Annotated in this window: 19 protein-coding genes; 9 read left to right on the top strand and 10 right to left on the bottom strand. The window is 52.1% G+C overall.

Annotation, left to right across the window (positions count from 1 at the left end):
* The first annotated feature begins 136 nt into the window (after positions 1–136).
* The 5 genes from PSE_RS09460 to PSE_RS09440 all read left to right on the top strand — a co-directional run bounded on the left by PSE_RS09460 (position 137) and on the right by PSE_RS09440 (position 4599).
* Positions 137–1366, top strand: a complete 1230-nt coding sequence (locus PSE_RS09460; RefSeq protein WP_014284633.1) for an HlyD family efflux transporter periplasmic adaptor subunit — start codon at positions 137–139, stop codon at positions 1364–1366.
* The gene (locus PSE_RS09455; RefSeq protein ID WP_014284632.1) at positions 1363–2538 is read left to right on the top strand and encodes an FtsX-like permease family protein; all 1176 of its coding nucleotides are present in this window, start codon (positions 1363–1365) and stop codon (positions 2536–2538) included. The genes PSE_RS09460 and PSE_RS09455 overlap by 4 nt, the downstream gene beginning before the upstream one ends.
* 8 nt (positions 2539–2546) lie before the next feature.
* The gene (locus PSE_RS09450) at positions 2547–3263 is read left to right on the top strand and encodes an ATP-binding cassette domain-containing protein (protein WP_014284631.1); all 717 of its coding nucleotides are present in this window, start codon (positions 2547–2549) and stop codon (positions 3261–3263) included.
* 265 nt (positions 3264–3528) lie between these two features.
* Positions 3529–3990 carry a cytochrome c gene (locus tag PSE_RS09445; protein WP_008549133.1) on the top strand — a complete coding sequence of 154 codons (462 nt, stop codon included), beginning with the start codon at positions 3529–3531 and terminating at the stop codon, positions 3988–3990.
* A gap of 3 nt (positions 3991–3993) precedes the next feature.
* Entirely contained in the window at positions 3994–4599 is a 606-nt protein-coding gene (locus tag PSE_RS09440) for a cytochrome b/b6 domain-containing protein (protein WP_014284628.1), read from the top strand.
* Between the two features lie 52 nt (positions 4600–4651).
* Here PSE_RS09440 and PSE_RS09435 read toward each other — a convergent pair whose 3' ends face one another.
* The 4 genes from PSE_RS09435 to PSE_RS09420 all read right to left on the bottom strand — a co-directional run bounded on the left by PSE_RS09435 (position 4652) and on the right by PSE_RS09420 (position 10357).
* Positions 4652–5743, bottom strand: a complete 1092-nt coding sequence (locus PSE_RS09435; protein WP_041768229.1) for a DUF2235 domain-containing protein — start codon at positions 5741–5743, stop codon at positions 4652–4654.
* Positions 5744–5934: 191 nt separating this feature from the next.
* The gene (locus PSE_RS09430) at positions 5935–7005 is read right to left on the bottom strand and encodes an ABC transporter ATP-binding protein (protein WP_041768228.1); all 1071 of its coding nucleotides are present in this window, start codon (positions 7003–7005) and stop codon (positions 5935–5937) included.
* Positions 7006–7028: 23 nt separating this feature from the next.
* Positions 7029–9236 carry an iron ABC transporter permease gene (locus PSE_RS09425; protein WP_041768941.1) on the bottom strand — a complete coding sequence of 736 codons (2208 nt, stop codon included), beginning with the start codon at positions 9234–9236 and terminating at the stop codon, positions 7029–7031.
* A gap of 98 nt (positions 9237–9334) precedes the next feature.
* Positions 9335–10357 carry an ABC transporter substrate-binding protein gene (locus PSE_RS09420; protein ID WP_014284624.1) on the bottom strand — a complete coding sequence of 341 codons (1023 nt, stop codon included), beginning with the start codon at positions 10355–10357 and terminating at the stop codon, positions 9335–9337.
* 313 nt (positions 10358–10670) lie between these two features.
* Between PSE_RS09420 and PSE_RS09415 the strand changes: the two genes are divergently transcribed.
* Together PSE_RS09415 and PSE_RS09410 are read left to right on the top strand one after the other, a co-directional pair.
* Complete coding sequence (locus PSE_RS09415) at positions 10671–11444, top strand: response regulator (protein ID WP_014284623.1); 774 nt, start codon at positions 10671–10673, stop codon at positions 11442–11444.
* A complete protein-coding gene (locus tag PSE_RS09410; protein ID WP_041768225.1) occupies positions 11441–14050 on the top strand; it encodes an ATP-binding protein in 2610 nt (869 codons plus the stop codon). The genes PSE_RS09415 and PSE_RS09410 overlap by 4 nt, the downstream gene beginning before the upstream one ends.
* A gap of 24 nt (positions 14051–14074) precedes the next feature.
* On the opposite strand, the gene PSE_RS09405 is transcribed toward PSE_RS09410, so the two are convergent.
* The 6 genes from PSE_RS09405 to PSE_RS09380 form a co-directional block, all read right to left on the bottom strand.
* Positions 14075–15916 (bottom strand): hypothetical protein, encoded by a 1842-nt coding sequence (locus PSE_RS09405; RefSeq protein WP_014284621.1) that lies wholly within the window; start codon positions 15914–15916, stop codon positions 14075–14077.
* Positions 15917–16068: 152 nt separating this feature from the next.
* Positions 16069–17259 (bottom strand): NnrS family protein, encoded by a 1191-nt coding sequence (locus PSE_RS09400; RefSeq protein ID WP_014284620.1) that lies wholly within the window; start codon positions 17257–17259, stop codon positions 16069–16071.
* A complete protein-coding gene (locus PSE_RS09395) occupies positions 17256–18068 on the bottom strand; it encodes an ABC transporter ATP-binding protein (RefSeq protein WP_014284619.1) in 813 nt (270 codons plus the stop codon). Before PSE_RS09395 ends, PSE_RS09400 begins: the two co-directional genes overlap by 4 nt.
* Positions 18058–18840: an ABC transporter permease gene (locus tag PSE_RS09390; protein ID WP_041768222.1), complete on the bottom strand. Its 783-nt coding sequence runs from the start codon at positions 18838–18840 to the stop codon at positions 18058–18060. The genes PSE_RS09395 and PSE_RS09390 overlap by 11 nt, the downstream gene beginning before the upstream one ends.
* An 83-nt stretch (positions 18841–18923) precedes the next feature.
* Positions 18924–19913 carry an ABC transporter substrate-binding protein gene (locus PSE_RS09385; protein ID WP_014284617.1) on the bottom strand — a complete coding sequence of 330 codons (990 nt, stop codon included), beginning with the start codon at positions 19911–19913 and terminating at the stop codon, positions 18924–18926.
* A 219-nt stretch (positions 19914–20132) separates the two neighbouring features.
* Positions 20133–21035 (bottom strand): ThiF family adenylyltransferase, encoded by a 903-nt coding sequence (locus tag PSE_RS09380; RefSeq protein ID WP_014284616.1) that lies wholly within the window; start codon positions 21033–21035, stop codon positions 20133–20135.
* Positions 21036–21303: 268 nt separating this feature from the next.
* Between PSE_RS09380 and PSE_RS09375 the strand changes: the two genes are divergently transcribed.
* Positions 21304–22566, top strand: a complete 1263-nt coding sequence (locus tag PSE_RS09375) for a hypothetical protein (RefSeq protein WP_014284615.1) — start codon at positions 21304–21306, stop codon at positions 22564–22566.
* Positions 22567–22743: 177 nt separating this feature from the next.
* Positions 22744–23229, top strand: coding sequence for a DUF2478 domain-containing protein (locus tag PSE_RS09370; RefSeq protein WP_014284614.1), 486 nt, complete (start codon positions 22744–22746; stop codon positions 23227–23229).
* The last annotated feature ends 6 nt before the right edge of the window (positions 23230–23235 follow it).

Below are 23235 nucleotides of genomic sequence, written 5' to 3'. Positions count from 1 at the left end.
CTTTTCAGACATCCCCTTCCGCACCCAAAACCCAAAATCCACCTGTGTTACAAATCTGTACATTTTTTGGGTTGCGTGAACTTCATATTAGAATATTAGAAAGTAATAACTAACAAGTCACAGCAGAGGTGGTCCTGTGACCCATCACAATGCGCCAAACAAAGATTTGCCTTTGGAAGATACTGGCATTTCTTCTATTTCTGGTAAGTCACGCAAAGGCTTACCGTTTAAGCGGATCATTCTGCTCATCCCTGTTTTCATCGCCATCATGTTCACTGGTGGCGTCATGGGCATGTACTTCCAACCCGCTGGCCTACGCCTGTTCTATGAAATGACAGGCCTTGAACCGGGAGGGGGAAGTGATCAGAAAATCGCTGTTCCCATCAATACAACCGTTACACCCGAAGACATCAAAGCGCTGGAAGCTGGTGCTGTCGTCGCGCTTGGCAAATTGATCCCCCGGGACGGCGTGTCAACAATCGCTCTGCCATTCGGTGCGGGAGATGCCCGCATAGCAGACCTTCCCGTTTCAGTCGGGGATTGGGTTGAGAAGGGCACCATCCTGGCATCCCTCGACAACCGCCCCTCTCTGGAGGCAAGCGTTGAAGCAGCAAAAGCTGAGGTTGCAGTTTCTGAAGCCTCACTCAGCCAAGTTCAGCTTTCCATCAAAGCCAGTCAGGTTGAGAACGAAGCAGATCTGAACCGTGCCAAAACCAATGCGGATCTGGCACGCGCCGAACTGGAACGCACGAAGTCCCTGTTTGCCCGCAAGGTTGTAACGGAGGCTCAACTGGATCGCGCAAAGGCGGAGGCAGAAAGTGCACTGCTGGATGTGGCCCGCAAAGAAGCAACGCTCAAGCGATACAGCAGTACGGCGGATATCTCTCAGGCAGATGTGGAGCTCGCCAAGCGCAAGCTTCAATCCGCTCAGATCGCTCTGCGTACAGCTGAGGTTAATCTGGAAAAATCCATCGTTCGTGCCCCCTTTGATGGCACAGTTCTTGACCTCCTAGTGCAACCCGGCGAGCGACCATCTTCTGCAGGCCTGATCGAGTTCGGCAACACTCGTGAGATGACCGCTGAGATGGAAATCTACCAGAACCAGATCGGACGCCTGAACATAGGTGATGCCGTGGTGTTGCGGGCCGAAGCTCTGGCGCAGGAACTGCGTGGGTCATTGACCGAGATCGGTCTGATTGTCGGACGCCAGAACATCATCAGCGTAGATCCAGCTGCAAACACCGATGCACGTGTAGTGACTGTGGTCGTTACACTGGATGAGACATCCTCTGAATTAGCAGCAAACCTGACCAATCTGGAAATCCTTGGCTACTTTCAGTCTGCATCTGAGAGGGACACCAAGTGACCCGCTTTCTCACATGGCTGCTGGGCCGTTTGCCCATAGGCTGGTTGCAGCTGACACACAATAAAGGGCGCTTCGCTGCGGCTCTGGCGGGTGTTGCCTTCGCCAACGTGCTGGTGTTCGTGCAGCTCGGCATGATGGGCGCGCTGACTGGCTCTACACTACAGCCCTACGAGCTGTTTGAGGCGGATATTCTCATCTCTGCTTCCGATGCCAAATCTCTGACTGAAGGCGGTAACGTTGCACGAGTGCATATGCTGCAAGCACTGACGGTGCCGGAGGTGGCTTCAGCTGCACCAGTTTACATCACCAAAGTCGACTGGCGTGTGCAGGAAGATCAGATTGCGGGTTTGCAGCTGGTGGGTCTTCCTATTGAAGCCATCGACTTTATGGCGCCTGTGCTTCGTCCTCAGTTCCTACAGTTAGCTTTACCGGATACGGCGCTGGTTGACCGTAAGACACGAGGCGGGACGGAGGAGTTCTTCAACTCGCTCTCACCGGAAACACCCGCAATCTTTGAAATGAACAACCGCCAGATCAAATTGATCGGCACCTTGCAGATTGGTGCTGGTTTTAGTGCCGACGGCAATCTGGTTATGTCCGACCAAAGCGTCCTGCGCCTGTCCCCTTCACGCAGTTCTGGCGCACCGGACCATATCCTGCTGAAAGTGCAATCCGGCGCTTCCGTTGAGCGGGCAGTGGAGCTGCTGAAGCAGGTACTGCCGACAGATACGCTGAAAATCAGAAGCTTTGCCAAGGCGGCGGCAGATGAGCAAGCCTACCAGACCTCAGAAAAGCCCGTTGGCATCATCTTTGGATTTGGCACCATCATTGGCGTGCTTGTAGGGATCGTCATTGTTTATCAGGTTCTGAGCACCGATGTGGCAGATCATCTGAAAGAATACGCCACCTTCAAAGCTATGGGTTTCAGCCAGGGTTTCTTCCTCGGCATCATCTTTGAAGAAGCCATGATCCTTGCCGTGCTTGGGTTCTTCCCCGGCGCACTGGCAGCAACGGGCATTTACAAAATGCTGGCCCTTAAGTCCGGGCTACCCGTGGGATTAACACTGGCTCGTGCGCTGATCGTGTTTGTTGGCACACTCGCGGCCTGCGCCCTTTCCGGAACCATCGCAACACGCCGATTGGCACATGCTGATCCCGCAGATCTGTTCTAGGGGGCTGCATGACATACACACCACACGCCCCGATCAGCGTTTCTGGCCTCAGCCATTGGTTTGGTGAAGGGGAAGCGCGTAAACAGGCGATCTTTGACGTCAACTTTGAAATCGAAAAAGGCAGCCTGACTGTGCTGATGGGGCCATCAGGTTCTGGCAAGACCACACTGCTCACTCTGATGGGCTGCCTGCGTGACGTACAAAAGGGTCAGCTTTCCTTACTCGGTCATGAGCTGCATGGCGCGGATGAGACCATGAAGATCATGCTGCGCCGCCGCCTTGGGTTTATCTTTCAGGCCCACAATCTACATGAAAGCCTGACAGCAACACAAAACGTGCTGATGGGCCTTCAGGTGCACCAGAGCGGAGTGAAGGCAACCGTGGATGCAGCGCAGCAGGAAAAAGCAGCCCGGCACATGCTGAGTTTGCTGGGATTGGAAGACCGGCTCGACTATCTGCCAGCTCACCTTTCCGGCGGCCAAAAACAACGCGTTGCTATTGCGCGTGCACTGGTTTCCTCACCGGATATCGTGTTCGCAGATGAACCCACAGCAGCGCTGGACAAAGACACAGGCCTGACAGTCGTCGAGTTGCTGAAGGAGCTGGGCGATAAGCGTGGCATTACCACCGTAATGGTCACCCATGACAACCGTATCCTGCAGCTGGCGGACCGTATTCTCACCATGGATGAAGGGCATCTGGTTGAGGAGGCTGTGCCCGCATGATCTCACTAACCAAGACATGCAGGTGTCCGTTACACCTTGCGACAAACTATTACAACATTCCCATTGAAGCGTTGTTTTGCTCATCTATTCTCAGCAAAGACAAGCACAAACGCAGCTTATACGGGCATATACATAGATACAGCAGGAATACATAAGAGATCCGATCTGATCTTCAATCAGATGAGAAATCTATATTTCCAATAAGACAAACAAAACCAACCAAACCTCATCAATTACTTTCCAATCACCAAACACGGAGAAATCCATGCGTAAACTATTGATCACCGCACTGGTCGCCATGACTGCAACAACGGCTTATGCAGCCGATGCCAACAAGGAAGATGTGGTCGACGCACGCCGCGCTTACTTTACTCTGCTTGGACACGACATGGGCGCACTGGCAGCGATGGCCAAAGGCGAAGTTGAATACAGCGCCGAGAAAGCAAAAGCAGCTGCAGGCAACATGATGACAGTTGCAAGCTACAACGCAGCAGGCCTTTACATGCCAGGCACCTCAAACGCTGACCTGCCAGGCAAAACCCGTGCTCGTCCAGTGATCTGGGAAGACATGGCTGGCTATCAGGCCAAAGGAAAAGACTTCTATCAGGCACTTGTTGCACTCAACGAAGTCGCTGGCGAAGGCCGTCCTGCACTGGGCAAAGCACTCGGCCAACTGGGCGGCACTTGCAAAGGTTGCCACAAAGAATTCCGCGCAAAGGACTTTTAAGAAATGACGACTGCGAGCACTGATCATCCTTTGGAAACGCAGGAGAAAAAAGGCACCCGTATCTGGGATCTGCCGCTGCGCCTGTTCCACTGGCTCTTTGCAGGCTGTGTGGCTGCCGCGTGGGGTTTGGGCAAGTTCGGGCCTGACGTGATGACGCTGCACTTCTGGTTTGGCTATGCAGTGCTCGCGCTCATTGCGTTCCGTCTGATTTGGGGTTTCATCGGGTCAGAGACAGCCCGTTTCTCAAGCTTCATTTATAGCCCCAAAGCACTGTTCTGTTACATCGCCAAACTGCCAAAACGGCAGGCAAGCAACTGGAAGGGACACAACCCGCTTGGCGGCCTGTTCGTTTTCCTATTGCTGGGCGTCATCGGAGCACAGGCGGCGCTTGGATTGTTCGTGGATCCGGAAGACTACATCAATGTAGGGCCATTCGCTTCATGGGTGGGCATCGACAGCGCCCGCACCGCATTGGCGTCGCATGGCATTCTGGCTCGCGCGACGCTTATTCTGGTGATCCTGCATGTGGCAGCTATCTTCTTCTACCGTTTCTGGAAGAGGGAAGACCTCGTCATACCAATGATTACAGGTCATCGGAAAGCCAAGTGATCAACGCAAATTTTCAGGCCGGAGCGGAAACATCTGCTCCGGCTTTTCATGACTAAGTCGCCTCTGTTTCTCGCGCTTGAGCCGTGCGTTTGATCAGAGGCTCTTCGATCGGGTTCATCTCCATCATCCACGGCTTGTAGTTCATCTCAGGATTATCCGCTCGCTTGAACACACTTGGATGGACATGCGGCTGCCCACGCTCTCTGGCGTTCAGGTCCAACCTCGGCCACACACGCTGCTTCACTTTGTAGATGTACTCAAAAATACCCTCACGCGGGTTATGGATGGTGCCGGTTTCATCCGGGTTCATCCTAGCAATCACCGCTTTACGACTGCCTTCGTGAATACGCAATCCATTGCGCTCTGCATGCCCCAGCATCCAGTTGAAGGTGATGTCAGAGAGACGGGAATCCTCATAACCACCCCCAACATCCGTATGCACACCTGCAAACCACGTCTGCTGCATAATCTGGTTGGGAGCTGTACTTTCATTCCACAAAACGGGATGGAACACCTCACGCTCGTCATCAATGGAGAGCGCGTGGTAGGCATTCTTCACCGCGGCGGGCAAAGTCAGGTCGTGGAACTCATGCTTGAAGCCGGGGAGTTTGTTGATGGCAGCTGAAAGTGGCTTCCATGGCAGGCCGAGCGCCGCAACGGTGTCCCACACGCCGATAAACTCAATCTCCGCCCACATGTTGTGGTGCTTTTCACGAAACTCCTGCGCCTTGGCCTTCCTCAAATGGCCATCACTGATCTGATAGATTTTGTAGGCTTGGTCGATCAGCTCGGGGCGGGATTTCGGTAGGATGCCAAACATCTCAATAAAACCTGCAAGGCTGCGCACGGTGGTGGCGCCACGGCTAAAGCCAAACAGAAAAATCTTATCCTTCGCCTGATAGTTCTCGAAAATGAACTGGTAGCATTCCTTCAGGTTCTTGCTGATGCCAAATCCCGTGGCATTGCCCAAAAACCGCGTAAGGCGAGAGCGATGGGCTTTGGTCCCCAGACCACGATCGTAAAACAACACCTGTCGCTTGGTTCTGTTTTCGCAGATTTTGAAGAGCTTATAGACGTTCGTGTCCGGACCATCGCCACCCTCCTGACCGGTCCCGTCTGAAAACACCACTATGTTCTTCGCCATCGCCACCTCCCAAAACTGCAGGGCCACATAAACCTAACGAGCAATCGCAGGTAAGTACAGCTTATGCGGGCATCCGCACCTCATGCACCCCGCATATTCTCATGATCCAGACGTAAAGAAGCCCGGAGAGGGGGATCTCCGGGCTTCTGCTAGAGAAGAGAGGGTTCGGATGGAGGTGGCCGTCCTAGCCCTTATGCTTCTGGCAAAAAGGCCAGCCCCTCTTCTTTCAGGTGGATGAAGGCTTCTGTGCCTGTTGGAACCACAGTTGCGCTCAGGTTGTGATCAATGGCGAACAGCTTGCCCATACCAGTGTTGAGGGAGTACTGGATCTGGTTGCCGAGATAAGCTGCATAGGAGACGCCAGCAGCAATACCATTGGTCGCATTCTGAGATACGGAGATTCCTTCCGGACGGATCGCCAGCTTTCCCTGCTGACATGCCGGACCGGAGTAAGGCAGAACAACAGTTGCCCCACCAACATTCAGCGAAACGGTGCCTTTGCCGAAACCTGCAATCTCACAGTCCACCACGTTTGCGTCACCAATAAAGTCAGCGATAAACGCTGAGTTTGGCTGGTTGTAGAGCTCACGTGGGGTGCCGGATTGCGCAATCTCTGCTTTGTTCATCACGATGATACGGTCAGAAACCGCCATTGCTTCTTCCTGATCGTGCGTCACATAGACAGCGGTCAGACCAAGCTTCTGCTGGATCTCGCGGATCTCTTCACGCACGTGACGACGCAGCTTCGCATCAAGGTTAGAGAGTGGCTCATCCAACAGCAGAACTTCTGGCTCCAGAACCACAGCGCGGGCAACTGCCACACGCTGCTGCTGACCACCCGAAAGCTCAGATGGAAGGCGCTCGCCGTAACCAGCCAGACCAACCATTGCCAAACCTTCTTCCGCTTTGGCTTTGGCTTCCTTAGCGGGCACCTTGTTGACGCGCAGACCATAAGACACGTTGTCGACAACGCTCATGTGCGGGAACAAGGCGTAGGACTGGAACACCATGGAGACATTGCGGTATGTCGCTGTCAGGTGAGTGACATCCTTGCCGCCGATGTAGATGGTGCCTTCAGTGGCGGCTTCCAGACCTGCGATAAGACGCAGGGTGGTGGTTTTACCGCAACCACTTGGTCCCAGCAGAGTGACAAGCTCACCCTGCTGAATATCCAGATTGAGAGGCTTCAGTGCGGTGACAGAACCGTATTTTTTGACAACATCCCGGAACTGTACAGAGCCTGCTTTTTGCATAATAGACATGATTTACTCCAGAAACTCTAGGATTAAGCTGAAGCCAGCTCTTTGTTCTTGTTTGAAGTTTGCAGACGGTTCTGACGACGCAGCTTGCGCTGACCAATGACGAGTTGCAGCAGCAAGATTGCCACGAGCATGGTGATGATCAGCACGGAGGAGTACGCAATAGCGATGCCATACTCACCATGCTCAACACGGCCCACGATGAACGAGGTTGCCATATTGTGGCGTGCGCTCACCAGGAAGATCACCGCACTCACAGATGTGATGGCGCGAACAAAGCTGTAAGCCAATGCTGCGAGGATCGCTGGTCCCATCAGAGGCAGGATCACCTTGCGAACAGTAGTAAAGCTGTTTGCTCCAAGGGTGATGGACGCTTCATCGAGGCTCTTATCAAGCTGAGACATAGCCGCGATACCACCACGGACACCCACTGGCATGTTGCGGAACACGAATACGATGATCAGGATGATGCTGGTGCCGGTCAGCTCGATTGGTGGTGTGTTGAAGGCCATGATGTAAGCCACACCAATCACAGTGCCCGGAATAGCAAAGCTGAGCATTGTGCTGAATTCGAACATGTTCTTGCCTGCAAACTTCTGGCGCACCAGCAGATACGCGGTGAGCAGACCAACCACAGCAGTCAAAGGAGCTGCGATGGTGGAGATGGTCAGCGTGGTGAAGTAGCTGTCCCAAGCCACACCTGTCCAGCGAATGCCGTTGTTGAAGCTGACGGAGAACGCACGGATGTAGTGATCCAGCGTAAAGGTGTTGTCGTAACCCCAAAGCTTCACGAAGCTACCAAACACAATCATGGAGTAGACAACTGCAGTGAACGCTGCCCAAGGAAGCGCGAAGCCGTAACACGCCCATTTCAGAGCCGGGTTCAGCGGAGAATGCTGACCAGAGTCGGCCTTACCGGTGACAGTTGCGTAGGACTTCTTGCCGAGCCAGAGACGCTGCGCGATGAAGGCAGACAGAGTGAGCATGAGCAGCACGACAGCGAGGACAGCTGCACGGGATGGATCAGCCACAGCACCCACAATCGCGAAGTAGATCTCGGTAGACAGGACGTTGTAGTTGCCGCCCAGAACCAACGGGTTGCCGAAGTCGGCGATACTTTCAATGAAGCCCAGCAGGAAGGCATTTGCCAGACCCGGGCGCATTAAAGGCCATGTAACGTTCTTAAAAGTTTGCCACTGGGTTGCGTTCAGCGTCTGAGAGGCTTCTTCCATAGACGGGCTGACGCCCTCAACCACGCCAATCAGAACAAGGAACGCGATCGGCGTAAAGGAAAGCAGCTGCGCGAGATAAATGCCGGAGAAGCCGTAGAGCCACCGGCTCTTGGAGATGTCGAACATCTCATGCAGCACATCTGTCACAACACCAGCACGGCCGAACATAAGGATCAGCGCAAGACCAATCACAAAGGGAGGAGTGATGATTGGAATGATGGTGAGAACGCGCAGCAGCTTTTTCGCAGGAAACGCAGTTTTGGTCGCGATCAACGCAAAGGCGAGACCGAGAAGGGTTGTACCAGCACCGGTGAGCACTGCGAGGAAAACGGAGTTCCAAGCTGGTCCGCAGGTCTTGCCGCCAGCGAGGCAGGCAAGGCTCCAAATATCGCTGGAGAAGAAGCGGGTAAAGAAGGCCGTAATATCAAAACTGCCATCTGATGCTTCAAAAGCGCGGATCAGGATTTGGGAGACCGGATAGAAGACGAAAGTCACGACCAGCGCAATGATCAGGCCGATACTACCGACGATGAACGCATCACCGCGGCCCTGACCGAGACCTGAAATACTGGTGGTGAGGATGAAGAGCAGAGCGCCAGCGGTGAGCATGGCACCGGCACCAAAGCCAATCTGTCCAGACGCAGCTGAACCGAAGTTAAGCGCCTCATTGAACAGTTCAGGGCCGGTTCTGCCAATTGCAAAGCCCTGCGCAAACAACAGAACGATGCCTGTAATGGACAGAATAACAAGGGCTTTTGCACGGGTGCGTTCATCTTTCAGCACGGCAAACGACAGGGCAATGCCCACGAATGCCAGTGCCAATGGAACAAACCACCAACGGCCATAAAGCAGAGCTTGGAAGAGGGCAGGTGCGGCGTCTTCGCTGAGGAATTCGCTGAACAACCAGCTAAAAGACCAAAAGCCGCTATCTACTGAGTACCAGGGAAATATGCAAAATCCCACTATTCCGGCGGCGAGCCAGAGCGCAACTGTCTTTCGCATGATGTTGATCCGAGAGTTTTGTATTGGCGCAAGCGCGAATACGAAGCAATGCATGTAAGGGAAGGGCGGACGGATCCGCCCTTCAGCGCTTGATTTACTTAGTGAGAAGCGTTTTTAACTTCTTCGTTCCAGCGCTTCAAAAGACGTTCACGAGTAGAACGCTCACCGTATGTTGCAAAGTCGTAGTCGATCAGCTTGATGCTTGCCAGATCTGGGGACTCAGGAGCAACAGATGCTTTAGAGTTGGAAGGAACCTGGAAAGATTTCACTTCAACAGAGCGGGACTGAACGTCTGGACGCAGCGCGTATTCAACGAACTGTTTTGCCAGCTCAGGGTGCTTTGCACCTTTGATCACACTCACAGCACCCACTTCGTAACCAGTGCCTTCACAAGGTGCCACGATCTTCAGCGGGAAGCCGGAACCTGCCAGTTTCACCATGTCGTGCATGAAGCCGATGGAGATGGTGGTTTCGCCGCGAGCCGCAGCTTTACTTGGTGCAGAACCGGACTTGGTATACTGGTTCACGTTCTTGCCGATTTCAGTCAACAGACGATAAGCTTCGTCCTCGCCAAACAGCTGAACGAATGTTGCCAGTTCAGTGTAAGCGGTGCCAGAGCTGTTCGGGTTCGCTACCTGAATTTCACCCGCATAAGCTGGGTTGGTCAGATCTTTCCAACAAGCAGGTGCTGGCAGGCCGCGCTCTTCCAGAACTTCAGAGTTGTAAGCGATGCCCAGAGCGCCTGCGTAGATGCCCACGGTGCCACCGTTGGAGATCTTGTGCATGTTGGATGCCCAGCCAAGCAGCTCGCTGGTGTCAACGCCTGGATCCTGTGTCAGGCCTTCAAACGCTGCGATCAGGTGTGGATCGCCGGTGCCGCCCCACCAAACGTCGATTTTAGGGTTGCTTGCTTCTGCACGCACCTGAGCGAGCGTTTCGCCGGTGCTCTTACGAACCATCAGAACTTCATTGCCGGTTTCTTCCTCAAAACCGCGAGCCATCAGTTCACACCAGTCCTGCTCAGCACCGCAGACCATGTTGAGTTCTTCTGCAGAAGCTGTTGCAGGAAGTGCAGCAAGGAGGCCAACAGCAGCAAGACCACCTAAAAGAGCGTTTTTCATTATCTTCTCCCAAGTTAAAACGCATGTAAGTGTAACAACTTATAAGTACACCCACATCATCACGTAACTTGATTTGAAAATTACATGAAACATCACAGGAACGCTTATGATTTACCGTTAAGTATGTTCTCATTTAGCAGATATATATTTTAAATGTTACATTTATTACAGAAATGAGTTACATATGAAATATTAGAATTATTGATGACAAGGCACTTTCCCGTGCATTGTCGCCGCAATCTGAAGAAAATCAAAAACGACCTCCGAGTATGCGTCTGGGAGCATGGTACGGGTTGCGAGGAAGGTTACGTCAATGACCGAGAGTTGGGATAGGTCACCCTCAAAGGTAGCGGTCGTCGATGACGATCCGGCTATCCGTGAGGTGTTGCAGGAGTTGCTGCACGAGTATGGGTTTCAGGCACTGCCGTGCCATGGGAGCAAAGACCTAATAGAGCTAAAAGAACTGGAAAGCCTTGATCTGGCAATCATCGATCTGAAACTGGACGGTGAGAGCGGCATGATGTTGGCTCAACGCCTACGCACATCCTATGACTTTCCAATCATTTTGCTGACTGGCACTGGCGACGAGGTAGACAAGATCGTTGGGCTGGAAACCGGTGCCGATGACTTCCTGATGAAGCCATTCAATCCGCGTGAGCTCATTGCACGCATTCGTGCAGTTCTGCGTCGTTACAAACGCAACGTTCCGGCTGAACCTGAGCCAACTGTTGCTGCACCGCCCCCACAAGCTTCAAGTGCTGGGATCATTCCACTAGGCGATCTCTCTTTCATTTGCGATGAGCGGCGTTTGCTGGATACGAACCTGCGGGAAATTAACCTGACAAACTCCGAGTTGCGCCTGCTGGAGTTCCTCATCGAGAACCCGAACCGACCAATAGATCGGGTTGAGCTGCTGGAGCATCTGGGCGGCGATCTCTCTCGCTATATGGACCGCACCGTTGATGTGCTGATCCTGCGTTTGCGTCGGAAGATTGAGGCTAATCCTTCCAAGCCGGTCTTTTTACAAACCCGCCGTGGCAAAGGTTATGTCTTCGCGCTGGAAGGTGCGGCTGTAGATCTGCCATGACCCTTTTGCCCCAACGTGTGAAAGCTCTGCTTTCCATCAAAACACGTCTGCTTGCAGCCATCACTTTGCTGACCTTCGCAACTTTGTTTGCTGGGTCTATTGCGTGGTACTGGCTGGATCAGGCCAATGTAAAACTCGTTGGGCATTATCAGAAAACCATCGAAGCCATTGCAAGCTCCCTGCAGCTTGCCAACAAATCCGCAGGTCTGGTCAGTTCTGCTCCGTTCATTCTGAACCTTTCTTCCGTCTACCAGATCGAGAACGAAGGCTCCCGGTTGCTGGTGGAGCTGAGCAAAGCTGAACAGCAGTATCGCGATAACTTTCCGTTGTCTCGTCAGGAAGGAAGCCTTGGGCGGTTCCTGCCAGAAGTGCAGAAGAATCTCTCTCTCATGCGCTCGCAAGTGGCCGTGCTGGTCAACGCGGCTCAGCAGATCAGCGAGTCTGAAGATCAGGTGCGCCGCGTTCTTGTAGACCTGACAAAGATGGAACGTCTGGCTGTCAAAAACTCCTCCACGTTTTACCAGAGTGCAGAGGAGCGCAAAGCCTGGCAGGGGATTGGACAAGCTGCCAATCTGTTGATCTCTGCAGCCCATGTCACCGATTTCCTCAGCCTTGGTGAACTGCGCCGCCGATATCACATGCAGATGACGGATCTTGATGGGGTGTCAGCACCAGAAGTTCAGCAGGCAACCCAGGCTCTGAAAGCCATTGCGGAAGATGAAACCGGGCTTTATGCCACCCGCCATTTAGCTATGGCTGGGCAGCTGGAAGCGCGCAACGCCCTCTTCAAAATCAAATCCAGCGCTCAGACAATCAACCAGCTTGTTGCTGAGTTTGTACGCTTGTCTGGTGAGGAGATCGCCAAGCAGCGACAGGAAACCTACTCCTACATCTCCAGCGCCCAGCTCGTCGTTCTGGTTACCGGGATAGCCAGTATCATTCTGGCCTTGATTTCAGCGCACTACATCGCCGGATACGTTACCAAGAACATCAACCGTATCTCCCGCGCCATGTCCAATCTGGCAAAGGGAGATCATTCCACCGTACTGCCGCGTCCGGCCAGACAGGACGATGAGATCACACGTCTGCTGCACTCCTTCCGTATCTTCCGCGCCAACTCCATTCGCTTGAGACGCATTTATGGACAGCTGCAGCGCAAGACGGAGCTGTTTGAGACCACCTTCAACTGCATCGCTGAAGGGCTGGTGTTGACCAACGACTCGTTGGATATGACAGCCTGGAATCCACGCCTTGCAGAAACTCTCCGCATCAAAGAAACCGACATCAAAGCGGCCAAGGACATTCGTATCCTCATCCAGAACTCCGGCTTTCGATGGAAAGACGCGAATGTACGCCCCCATGGTAGCCGCTTCCGGTTCGCTGAGTTGATCCATGATGATGGTGTCCTAATCGAAGTGCGTAAGAGCCCTTTACCGGAAGGCGGTGCTGTCTGGTCATTCTCGGATGCAACAGACCGCCGATTTGTGCAGGAGCAGGCACGACAGAAGCAAAAGCTTGAGAGCCTTGGCCAGCTGACAGGTGAGGTGGCCCATGACTTTAACAATATCCTCACCAGCATCTCCGGCAGTGTGGGCATCATTGAGCGCAAGAGCGATAAGCTGATTGATCTAAGAGGGAACATCCAACGCATTCACAGCGCTGTGGAGATGGCAACCAACCTCACACAGCGCCTGCTCGCCTTCGCACGTAAACAGCACCTTGAGCCCGAAGTCATCGAGATCAACCATCTCATTGAGAGTGTAGCCGAAATCATATCTCTCAGCGTAGATGAGCGGATCATTTTGACCACAGATTTGCCCGAGGAAGAAACTTACGTTCGCATTGATCCAGGCCAATTGGAGAGTGCTCTGCTCAACCTGTGCATCAACAGTTCGCATGCGATTGAAGAGGATGGTACCATCTCCATTCGGGTTGAGGTCAACGGCGTCGAAAGCGTCTCCATCAGCGTGACCGACACTGGTTGCGGTATGGATCAAGAGACATTGGAGCGGGTGTACGAGCCGTTCTTCACCACCCGCAGGACTTCAGCAGGCTCTGGTCTTGGTCTGAGTATGGTGTTCGGCTTCATTAAGCAATCCGGCGGTGAAATGGGCATCACCAGTGAGAAAGGGGAGGGCACAACAGTCACCCTCGTTATCCCGCAAGCGCCAGTCGATGAGTTGGTGCCCAACACTGCAATTACCTTTGACAAGCCCTATCGTATTTTGCTGGTTGAGGACGACCTGCAAACCCTGCTACGTGCAAAAACCATGCTGCAGGAGATGGGTTTGGTTTGCATCGAAGCTAACAGCTATGGTTCGGCTAAGGTACTGATCGATAACGGAACGTTCTTCGATGTCCTGTTCACTGACGTCCAACTGGAAGACGGCAAAACCGGCTGGGATCTGGCCGAAGCCAGTATCAAAGCTTGTGCAGACCAAAAGGTGGTTGTCACGTCAGGCCGGTTCCCCAAAGCGTTGGAGCCGGAAGGCGAGAGCCTTGAAAAAATCACCCGCCTCGCCAAACCTTATACCAAAGAAGAGCTCGCCGAAGCGCTGCACCAACAACTGCAACGCTTCAACATGGGCGGCTTCACAAAACACTGAGATCATTCAGTGCTTCTGATGTGATTAGGCGTAGAATCTATTGGAAGATAGTCCTTCTTCTTTTTGAAATGTTACCTCAGCTGAAAAATGGAGGATCGGCACCGTCCCGTCTCGTGCGACACGAGTTTTGTAGTACTCAACAGGATCAACACGTTTCGCACCATCAGATAGGCTATCAACTTCAAACCAATCGCCGTGTTCATTTTTGCGAAGTGCAACAAAATGGCCGCCTTGACCAAAGACCAATCGGTCAGTCTCACCAATAATCTTCGTCAGGCTTGCAACATTCTGATTCAACTTCGCTTCATCCTTTGGCTCAATTAACCAAGTGGATTTAAACTCAGGGACGCCAAGTGTGTCACGTTTTGCATTAATAATATCAACCCCAAAGTTAGCCTGTGATCCATGTCGACGAATATGATCAGCAGGGGAATGTCCGTTGAACATTGCAAACTCCGCAGCTGCTGTTTCCCGATAAAGCTTTAGTGGATCACGATGGAACTCACGTTGCAGATCTGCAGGCTTACGACGCAAGTAATTCGAAGCTTCCCGGAGGAAAGCCTCTTCAGACTTCTGCTTGTATCCCTCGATGAAGCCTGCCACTTGTTGATCAACCAGATCATCGACGGTCACGGCTTCAAACCCAAGACAAGCATTCAAAGCATGCTTCAGGCAGTATTGGCTCTGTTGCTTTTCGCAGTAGAAATCTGGATTTACACCAGCAGGTTTCTCACGTGCATCAACATTACTTCTGTGTGTTGCCGTTGTGTGGGCAGAGCCGTAACGCACACGATCTTCCTTAGGCGGAGCTGACACCTCTTCAGGAATTGTCGGTTCAATTTTATATTCAACCTTCCTGATCAGTTCATTCAGCTCATTCGTTTGTAAAGACAGGTGCTCATGTCGATCTTCGCTATAGAGCTTCTGACGATAAAGATCCTGGTTTTGTAATTGGATTTCATCGTCAAGCTGGTTTGCCGCTGCACGCAAATCCTGAAGCTGCAGAGACTGGTAGGTTGGGGGAGCATCCTCAAACGACACATCACGAACGTTCTCAAACAGCTTTTCGGCCTGCTGCAAAGTGCTCTTTGCTTTGTTCTCAAGCAGTGTGTAATCGTTCAGATCGGACAGTTTCACATTCTCATGAGAGATAGCTTCACTTAAAGCCTCTGAGAAATCAGACCGCCCCAATGCGCTGAGAAGTTCGGCTGTAGTCGCGAACTCTTGTTCCGAGATAGCTTGTGCCTCCTGAAAGGCTGTACCACCAATTGAAGAAATAACCCGGACAACTTCTCCCAAGAACTTATCTCTGCTGTCAGAATCCACCGGATTATAATGCTCCGCATGGTCATATCTGATGTTGCATTGACACGCATCTGTAGCTGTTTCGATTGCTTGAAGTTTTGCAACGAGCAGCTCTTTCGCGCTCTTAACATCTACGGTGCCTTGCTTAATGTCAGCAGTGAGATTGTCGAGATCCCGAAGAGCATCATTAAGTTTCCCGAGATCTTGTTTCAGTCCTTGCAGATCCTGAAAGTACTCCGAGGTTTTAAATATTTTGCCCTCAATGGAGCCTTTCTCAGCGTGTAGAAAATGCTCAATCTTACTTATGACAGATGAGACTACTTTATAGAGCGCTTTCAAACCAAAAATTGAAGGCGAAGTACGATTGGTTTCCTTAACTACTTCTGCGCTCAAAACTTTACTGGCATCGTGCAAAACATGAGCGACATCTTTTTTAAGTTCAGCTTGCTTATGAGAGACCGTCTCAACAGCGCTCTGCTGACCAGATGGTATCGATGAACTGTGGTTGCCCTGAGCCGGAGTAATCGACAGGTGCTGAGAGGATGAAACTCCGAGTGTCATGAAAATGTTCCCTGGCATTTATACTAATGTTCTTGCCATACACATTAGCGACATCGTGCCGAGGGGAAGTGACATTTAAAACAGGACTTTCAAAAAGATCGAGTTTCTTCGGCTCAAGCAGTTTGGTTAGGAAAAGCATCGACAGTTACCTCCTACACATCAACGTTTTCTCGAAAGACAATTGGCAGAAAGTGGATCAGGTAGAGCCCGAAGGCCAACGCGAACAGGCTCCAGGCAATCTGCATAACATCTAGGTCCGGTACGAGGAGCGGACCTAATGAGCGAACCAGACATGCTCCAATGAGAGACAGGATCGCGAGCCCTAACACCTTAGGCAGCTGCAAAGAATAGCCTGCGTGACGCAGCCCCGCGATGGTCAGAACCATGAATGTCGCCAGAGACAATCCGCCGATGAAGATCATATGTTGCCCGGATACATAAGAACCAGCAGACAACACCCCAAGCAGGCCACCAGCTTCCAAAGCAAAGCCAACTCCGAAGAACCAGTAGACCAGATAAAGCGTCTTTGCGAATGGGGTTCTTAGTGATCCCGCCTGATGCCAATCCTGCAGTATATTCAAAACGGCACATGCTGAAGCCAGCGCCAACCATCCTTGCAAGGCATCTGAAACACCCAACACCTTGGCGAGCGTGAAAGCTGAAATGCAGAACAGCGCCGCCCGTCTCATGGGCGGGCGAGGAATAAACACCGCACCATCTTCACGAATTGAGAGCGCATCATTCACAATCACCATGGAGACCGGCGCCAGAGCGGTCAAAACCATCAGTACGAATGCACCTTCAGCAATCGCGAGTCCCTGATTAAGCACGCCAAGTTCGGTGTACTCCCAAAAACAAACAAGCTGTGCAGCACAAAGCATCAAAACGGGCCACATGAGGTGACGCATCTTTGCTCTCAAGAGCCGTGGCAACACCACAAGGAGCAAGGCTGCTGGGAAGAGAGCCTGTATGCCGAAGACAATGGCACTCGGGAAAATATCGAGCGTCCAGAAAGCCGCTCGGCCAGCCAGCCACAAGGCTCCAAGGCCAGCGAGTTCAGCCCCAGCTATCTTTGGTGTGTTCGACCAGGAAGGCACGGCTGTCGTTAGAAAGCCTGCCATTGCACCAGCGAACAGACCAAAGAACATCTCGTATTGATGGAACAACAGCGGGTCGGCATCAAAAGGTACTGGCAAAACATCCGCCAGAACGAGGCCCCACATAGCGATTGAAAACAGCGCGTAAAACGCCGTTAAAGGGAAGAAAACCCGAAACCCTTCAGAAAAAACAGGAGCATCGAAAAAGGAGGCTTTGTGCTCTGGCATACGAACAACATCAGTCATACCAGCTTCTCCCAATTGCTCATGTTGAACAGGCTTGCGATGCGATCATCTGCCAGCAGACCTGCTTCCAGATCCATCAGGATTCGACGTGTACGTTCAGACCGCGGCAATGGCACTTCATACTCTTTAGCAAAATGGCCCGGACCTGGCGCCATGATGAGGACGCGATCACTCAAGGCCAGTGCTTCTGTCACATCGTGAGTAACCATCAAAACGGAACACTGCTTCTCATCCACCTCGTGCAGCACTTGCCGATAAAGGTCACGACGGCGACCAATATCGAGCGCACTGAATGGCTCATCCAGAAACAGCAAATCAGGCTCCACCGCCAAGGCGCGGGCCAATGCTCCACGCTGGCGCATGCCACCTGAAAGCTCGGAAGGATACTTAATTAGATCATCCTCAGAAAAGCCCATGGCGTACGCCACTTCACGCGCCTTTTTCATACGCTGAAACTTAGTTAGCTTCTGACCCTGCAATCCGAAGCTTATGTTATTGAGCAAGCTCTTCCATGGCAGAAGCCTGTGCTCTTGAAACAGGATCGCTGTCCGCTTTGACGCGTTTGAGATTTTGCCTTCACTGGCTTCAATCAATCCAGCTGCAATGCGAAGGAAAGTGGATTTTCCGCAGCCAGACGGACCGATGATGCTGACAACCTCACCCTTTGCAAGCTCCAGCGTGCATGGTGCCAGTGTTTGTTGCAGCGGATGGTATCGGTGATCTTTCACCGTTACGGACAGGACTGATGGCTTCGGGTCAACTGACGTGTTTGGCACGACAGAGAGCAATGGAGCGGTTTCATTCGGCATGCTTCCAGCCCTCCACATAGTCTTTGACAGGATTAAGCAACATACCTTCGATCACCAACAACAGGCCAACGACAACCACGATCCATGCCATTGTGGAGGCGGTGTCGATGTTTACGCGCGCTTCTGCCAGCCCGGCACCTATTCCACGTGTGCTGGAGAGCAGTTCAGCCATCACCACCACTTTCCAGCTCAAACCCAATGCGGTCGCCCATGCCGGAAAGAGGTAGGAAACAATCTGCGGCGCTTGCACCTGCCAGAATCTCTGGATCAATGGCACGTGAAAGCTCTGCGCCATTTCATCGAGCTCTTTCTCCCGCATCCGCACACCTTGTAAGGCACCTGCGAAAATAAGAGGGAGTGTTGAGATGAACACCGTGAAGATTGGCGTCCCGTCATCGCCACCAAACCACAGCAAGGCGAGGACAATCCACGCAATCGGGGGAACACCAAGAGCAACGGTGATGAATGGCTTACACAGCAGGGAAAGCGTGTTGGACCAACCGGCAATCAATCCAAAGGAGATGCCGAAAGCGCTGGCCAGCAGGAAGCCAGCGAAAGCGCGTTTTGCAGTGATCAAAATGTACTCAAAACCGGAAGGCAATGCGACCAGGTTGATCAGCTGGCCAAGTGCTTCCATAGGTGCGGGTAACACCAGAGAGCCGAATGTCTCAAATCCAATCTGCCACAACGCAAATATGAGAAACACACCGGCAAGCGTGCCCCACCCACTCCAAAGTTTATTGAGCAGCGTTGATAGCATGTGATGGATCATGAGGCACTTTCTCTCGTTGTTCTTTAAAGGGCTCAGCAGACCAGTTGACCGTAACCTTTGAGCGGCCTGCCGAGCCAACTTAGCTAGAGATAGAAGTCCGCGCTTGGAAGTTTCCCACCAATGATGGAAGGATTCTTCTCCGCCAGAATGGAGTAGAACTGCTCCAGCTCTGCCTGGATGTCTTTGGCGCGTTCAGCTGTCAGGTGCGTGTGCGGCACCGATTTGGCGATCACTGGCGCGGGAAGCTTAATGTTTTCGGCAGCGATTGCCGCTGCTTCCTTCGGATTTGCCTTAACCCATTCGGTGCCTTCGATGCAGGCCTTATGGAAACCTTCAATCAGCTCTGGCTGCGCATTCAACAAGTCTTCATGCACCATCATGCCTGCCATTGGGAAACGGCCTTTACCGCCGGTGACAGAAGCCCACTCATTTGCCAGATCGATTGACCGGTGGATCTTCTTGCCAAGCTTTTTGCCTTTCACCATACCAGCTGTTGCTGCTGGTTCTGGCAGAACGCAATGTTTGATACGGCCCGAAAGCAGGAGCTGCAGCGCCTCAAACGGTGTGCTGACATAATGCAGCGTGTAGTCTTTGCCTTCAGTCAGGCCGTTCTGCTGCATGACACGGCCAAACACGAGGTCCGGCATATCATTTCGGAAGAACATGCCGATCTTCTCGCCCGCCAGATCAGCCGGAGACTTTACAGAACCATCATAGCTGAGCACGTAGAGCATGCCCCAGGTCATGATGTTGAGCATCTTGACCGGAAGACCTTTATTAGAAAGGTTCGCTGCCACATAGGAAGGAGTGCCCGCCAGTTTCCAGTCGCCGGAAACAAAGCCTGCACGCAGAACATCTGGTGACTTATAGACGGAGAAATCCACCTTTGACGTGTACTCAGACAGCAGACCTTTGTTGGCGATGTAGGACAGCACAACAGATGGACCAACCGGAGGCCCATAAAGAGATAGGCTTGGCGCAGCTGCATTTGCCATGATTGGCAAAGTTCCGCCAATTGAGGCGGCGGCAGCAAAGCCAGCAGAATGGCTCAAAAAAGAACGACGTGTGATCATTACGGGGCTTCCATCGAAACGGGATAGAAAACGGGCAGTTCGCAAATGCGAATGAGTTGCAAGAACTGTAGATCACGTTCCCGGGCGCTCTTATTTGACGAAAGTCAATAATATGAGATTTTAACTCATATTAAATCACGCAGCTCCTCAAAATCTTTAAAAACAGAATGCGCGCAAGATTGGTTTTATCCTGCGCGCACAAAACTCAGAGGTTTGCTCCTAGGAAAACAGCTTCATCGTTTTCTTAAGCTTCAGTTTCTGGAAGAAGTTGCCATTTCCAGAAGGGAGGCGCTTGGTGACGAACTTACCCTCGTAGGCATCAAAGTGATGATACCAAGGGGCAGGCTTCAAAGGCCCACGACCAAGCAGCAGCTTCACAGCCTGCGCCCCCACAACACCTGCAGCCAACTGACACCCGGCAGCCGTGGAAGGGCCGCGTTCCTCACTCAGGTTCAACTGAGAGGTATCAACCAGTGAATGGCGATGCAACGCACTTGGGGCAAGGCCGAGCAGGAACTTGAAGTACTGATGCAGCTCGTCTTCGCCTTCAAACTGGAAGTAGTCCTCAAAGCTCATGCCATCCGGTGTGAAGCATAGATAGGCAGTCCCCATACCAAGAGGCGCGGCAGTTACAGCCGGGATGCCAAGCTCACGACACTTCGCAAACACTTTGCGTCGCATGCCAAGGACGAAGAAATCGAACCCGTCAACGAACATATCCACGCCTTCCAGGAAGGCATCGATATTCTCATCTGTTACGCCGTCAGGAAACACACGAAGGTCCGCCTCCGGGTTGATGTTTCGCACTTGCTCAGACATCACCGAGACCTTCGGTTCCTGCAGTGTGCTGACGGTGGCGCCGATCTGGCGATTGAAGTTAACGATATCGAAGTGATCAAAATCTGCCACGCTGAACGCACCAATGCCCAGACGCGCCAGCGTAACAGCATGGATGCCACCAACACCGCCCATTCCGGCAATGGCAACCCGCTTGCCTCGAAGCAGTTGTTGCTCCTCTTCAGTGACCCATCCGATGTTTCTGGAAAATGCAGCTTCATAGGAAAATCCGGTATTTGCGACCGGTGATACCTCATGAACTTGGGATGCAGCTAAAACAGTCAATGCCTTCCTCCACAAATAAAACGTGAATTCATTCCAAGTGCTCAACGCGCTCAGTAATATCATTTATCGATTGCGCTTAAATTTAAAACACAACCCAACTAAGCATATTTTTATCACAACAAGTATTTGTCAATATTAATTATAATATTAACGTTAATATTATTTTTATTCTATTCAGATTCATCAAAGCATTGCAGAGTTATAACTTTAGGTAATTTCGATTTTTATTCTGCAACAAGCGAGATTGTTTAAGTAAAGGTGATTGAGCATGATCAATACAAATCAGCACTGCGCAAATCATGAAGCAGCCAGATCGCGAAAGTTTTCCATTTTCCGGAGAAGGGTAAAGCTGCAAAGCAGCCCCCCTGCAGGCGTCATTTTCAAACAAGCAGATACACCTGAAGAGCTCACTCAGGCCTGCAAGTTACTCTACGACTCTTACACTCAGGTGGGTTACATGAAGGAGGATGGCACGGGCTACAGATTCACGCCCTACTACATTCTCCCATCCAGCTACACTCTCATCGCAAAGCAGGGTGATACCGTCATCGCAACCACAACGGTTATCGTGAAGTCTCAGGAAGAACTGCCTGTTGAGCAGATTTTCTCTCTGGATCACATCACCAAGTGGGACCGCCGCATCGCTGAAGCATCCTCACTCACAGTTCACCCGGATTACCGCTCTCAGGAGGGCTCACTCATCCACGCCTTGCTGAAGTACATGTTTCAGGTCGCAAGAGAGGATTTGGGCATCCACGATCTCGTCATGGCTTGCACTCCAAAGCACATGGATTTCTACGAGGCACTTCTGCTCTTCAGGCGCTTAAGCCACGAAGTGATTGATGCGTTCGATTACGTGAATGGCACAACAGCAACCGGAGCTTATCTAAACTTCACTGAGATGCACGCCGATTACCTGAGGGTCTATGGCGACACTCCCGAGGAGCGCAACCTCTTCAAATACTACATGGAATATGAGTTCGGCAGCTTTCAAAAGCTGAGCAGAGTAACGACGGCTTATGACGGCAATCGCTGGAGCACAAAAGAGTTGGAGCACTTCCTTCATGGCCCAATCCAGGGCGCAGCTTCGCTGACACCGGATGAGCTGAAACTGCTCCGGCGCCATTACCCAACGCATGAGTACGATCACCTTTTCGGTGCACAGGAGGTCACCTCAGCGCTTATAGACACAGACATAGCAGGTCTTGTACGCCTCAGATCCAACATGGAAACACCAGTTGTCCTACGTCGCATTGAGACTGACAGAGTTTACCTGACCACGCCCAAGCCCTATGAGCTACTGAATGCCAAGGAGCTCCGGCTGCTCCTTGGCACCTACGCCCAATCGCCCATAAAGGTACAATCAATCACACTGACGGGCGGACCGAATGCGATTGTCCGCTTTGACCCGACTTCATCTCCACAAGTAAGGGAGCTGCTCGGCAATGCCACATCGCCAAAACCGCAAGCAACACTGACAGATATCTTTGCAGAGGCATTTTACGCACCAGAACTGGCGCACGCGGGCTAGACAAGAGACAATAGCCACACTTTTCACCCTGCAGTGAATGCGCGCAATCTGCCTTTGAAAGAAGATTGTGCGCATTCGCCGCAGGGGTAACCTTGCGTAGATCAAACTAGGATTATTACAGTTTGATATGAGAGTTTTCACATAGCTGAAAAAACAGAAGCGCAAGGAAGACCCCAGATGAGAATTGCTTACACCCTGCCAAAAGGAAAACTGGTGCTGACAGAACTCTCCGAAAAACTTCGGGAAGATGGCATTCGGACTCGCGGTATCGTGCAAGCAGAAACAGTGAACGAAGATCGTCACCGCTGCGACATGGACGTGCTCGTTCTGCCAGACGGCCCACAGATCTCGATCACCCAATCTCTTGGCAAAGAATCTTCCGGTTGCCGACTGGACACATCAGCCCTTGCGCAAGCTGCAGGCGAAGTGTCTCAGCGCATTGATCAGCCGTTTGATGTGTTCATCCTGAACAAGTTTGGCGAACAAGAAGCCAACGGCAGCGGTTTCAGAGATCTGATTGTAAAAGCGCTGGAAAGCGGCGCGTCAGTGCTCGTGGGCACGAATGACATCAACATTGATGCCTTCAAAGAGTTCTCAGGTGGCATGGCGGAGTTTGTTGAGCCAAACGTTGCCGACCTGAAAGCGTGGATTGAGAGCCGCTAAGCACCA

The sequence above is a fragment of the Pseudovibrio sp. FO-BEG1 genome, assembly GCF_000236645.1.
Classification (GTDB): domain Bacteria; phylum Pseudomonadota; class Alphaproteobacteria; order Rhizobiales; family Stappiaceae; genus Pseudovibrio.
This window is presented reverse-complemented; position numbering and strand designations above follow the sequence as displayed.

Bases quoted from the DNA above. Each gene is read 5' to 3' on its own strand.
- PSE_RS09395 (WP_014284619.1), bottom strand. From the start codon at position 18,068: ATGCCGAATGAAACCGCTCCATTGCTCTCTGTCGTGCCAAACACGTCA.
- PSE_RS09385 (WP_014284617.1), bottom strand. From the start codon at position 19,913: ATGATCACACGTCGTTCTTTTTTGAGCCATTCTGCTGGCTTTGCTGCC.
- PSE_RS09410 (WP_041768225.1), top strand. From the start codon at position 11,441: ATGACCCTTTTGCCCCAACGTGTGAAAGCTCTGCTTTCCATCAAAACA.
- PSE_RS09420 (WP_014284624.1), bottom strand. From the start codon at position 10,357: ATGAAAAACGCTCTTTTAGGTGGTCTTGCTGCTGTTGGCCTCCTTGCT.
- PSE_RS09435 (WP_041768229.1), bottom strand. From the start codon at position 5,743: ATGGCGAAGAACATAGTGGTGTTTTCAGACGGGACCGGTCAGGAGGGT.
- PSE_RS09390 (WP_041768222.1), bottom strand. From the start codon at position 18,840: ATGATCCATCACATGCTATCAACGCTGCTCAATAAACTTTGGAGTGGG.
- PSE_RS09425 (WP_041768941.1), bottom strand. From the start codon at position 9,236: ATGCGAAAGACAGTTGCGCTCTGGCTCGCCGCCGGAATAGTGGGATTT.
- PSE_RS09440 (WP_014284628.1), top strand. From the start codon at position 3,994: ATGACGACTGCGAGCACTGATCATCCTTTGGAAACGCAGGAGAAAAAA.
- PSE_RS09445 (WP_008549133.1), top strand. From the start codon at position 3,529: ATGCGTAAACTATTGATCACCGCACTGGTCGCCATGACTGCAACAACG.
- PSE_RS09415 (WP_014284623.1), top strand. From the start codon at position 10,671: ATGACCGAGAGTTGGGATAGGTCACCCTCAAAGGTAGCGGTCGTCGAT.
- PSE_RS09375 (WP_014284615.1), top strand. From the start codon at position 21,304: ATGATCAATACAAATCAGCACTGCGCAAATCATGAAGCAGCCAGATCG.
- PSE_RS09370 (WP_014284614.1), top strand. From the start codon at position 22,744: ATGAGAATTGCTTACACCCTGCCAAAAGGAAAACTGGTGCTGACAGAA.
- PSE_RS09405 (WP_014284621.1), bottom strand. From the start codon at position 15,916: ATGACACTCGGAGTTTCATCCTCTCAGCACCTGTCGATTACTCCGGCT.
- PSE_RS09400 (WP_014284620.1), bottom strand. From the start codon at position 17,259: ATGACTGATGTTGTTCGTATGCCAGAGCACAAAGCCTCCTTTTTCGAT.
- PSE_RS09430 (WP_041768228.1), bottom strand. From the start codon at position 7,005: ATGTCTATTATGCAAAAAGCAGGCTCTGTACAGTTCCGGGATGTTGTC.
- PSE_RS09450 (WP_014284631.1), top strand. From the start codon at position 2,547: ATGACATACACACCACACGCCCCGATCAGCGTTTCTGGCCTCAGCCAT.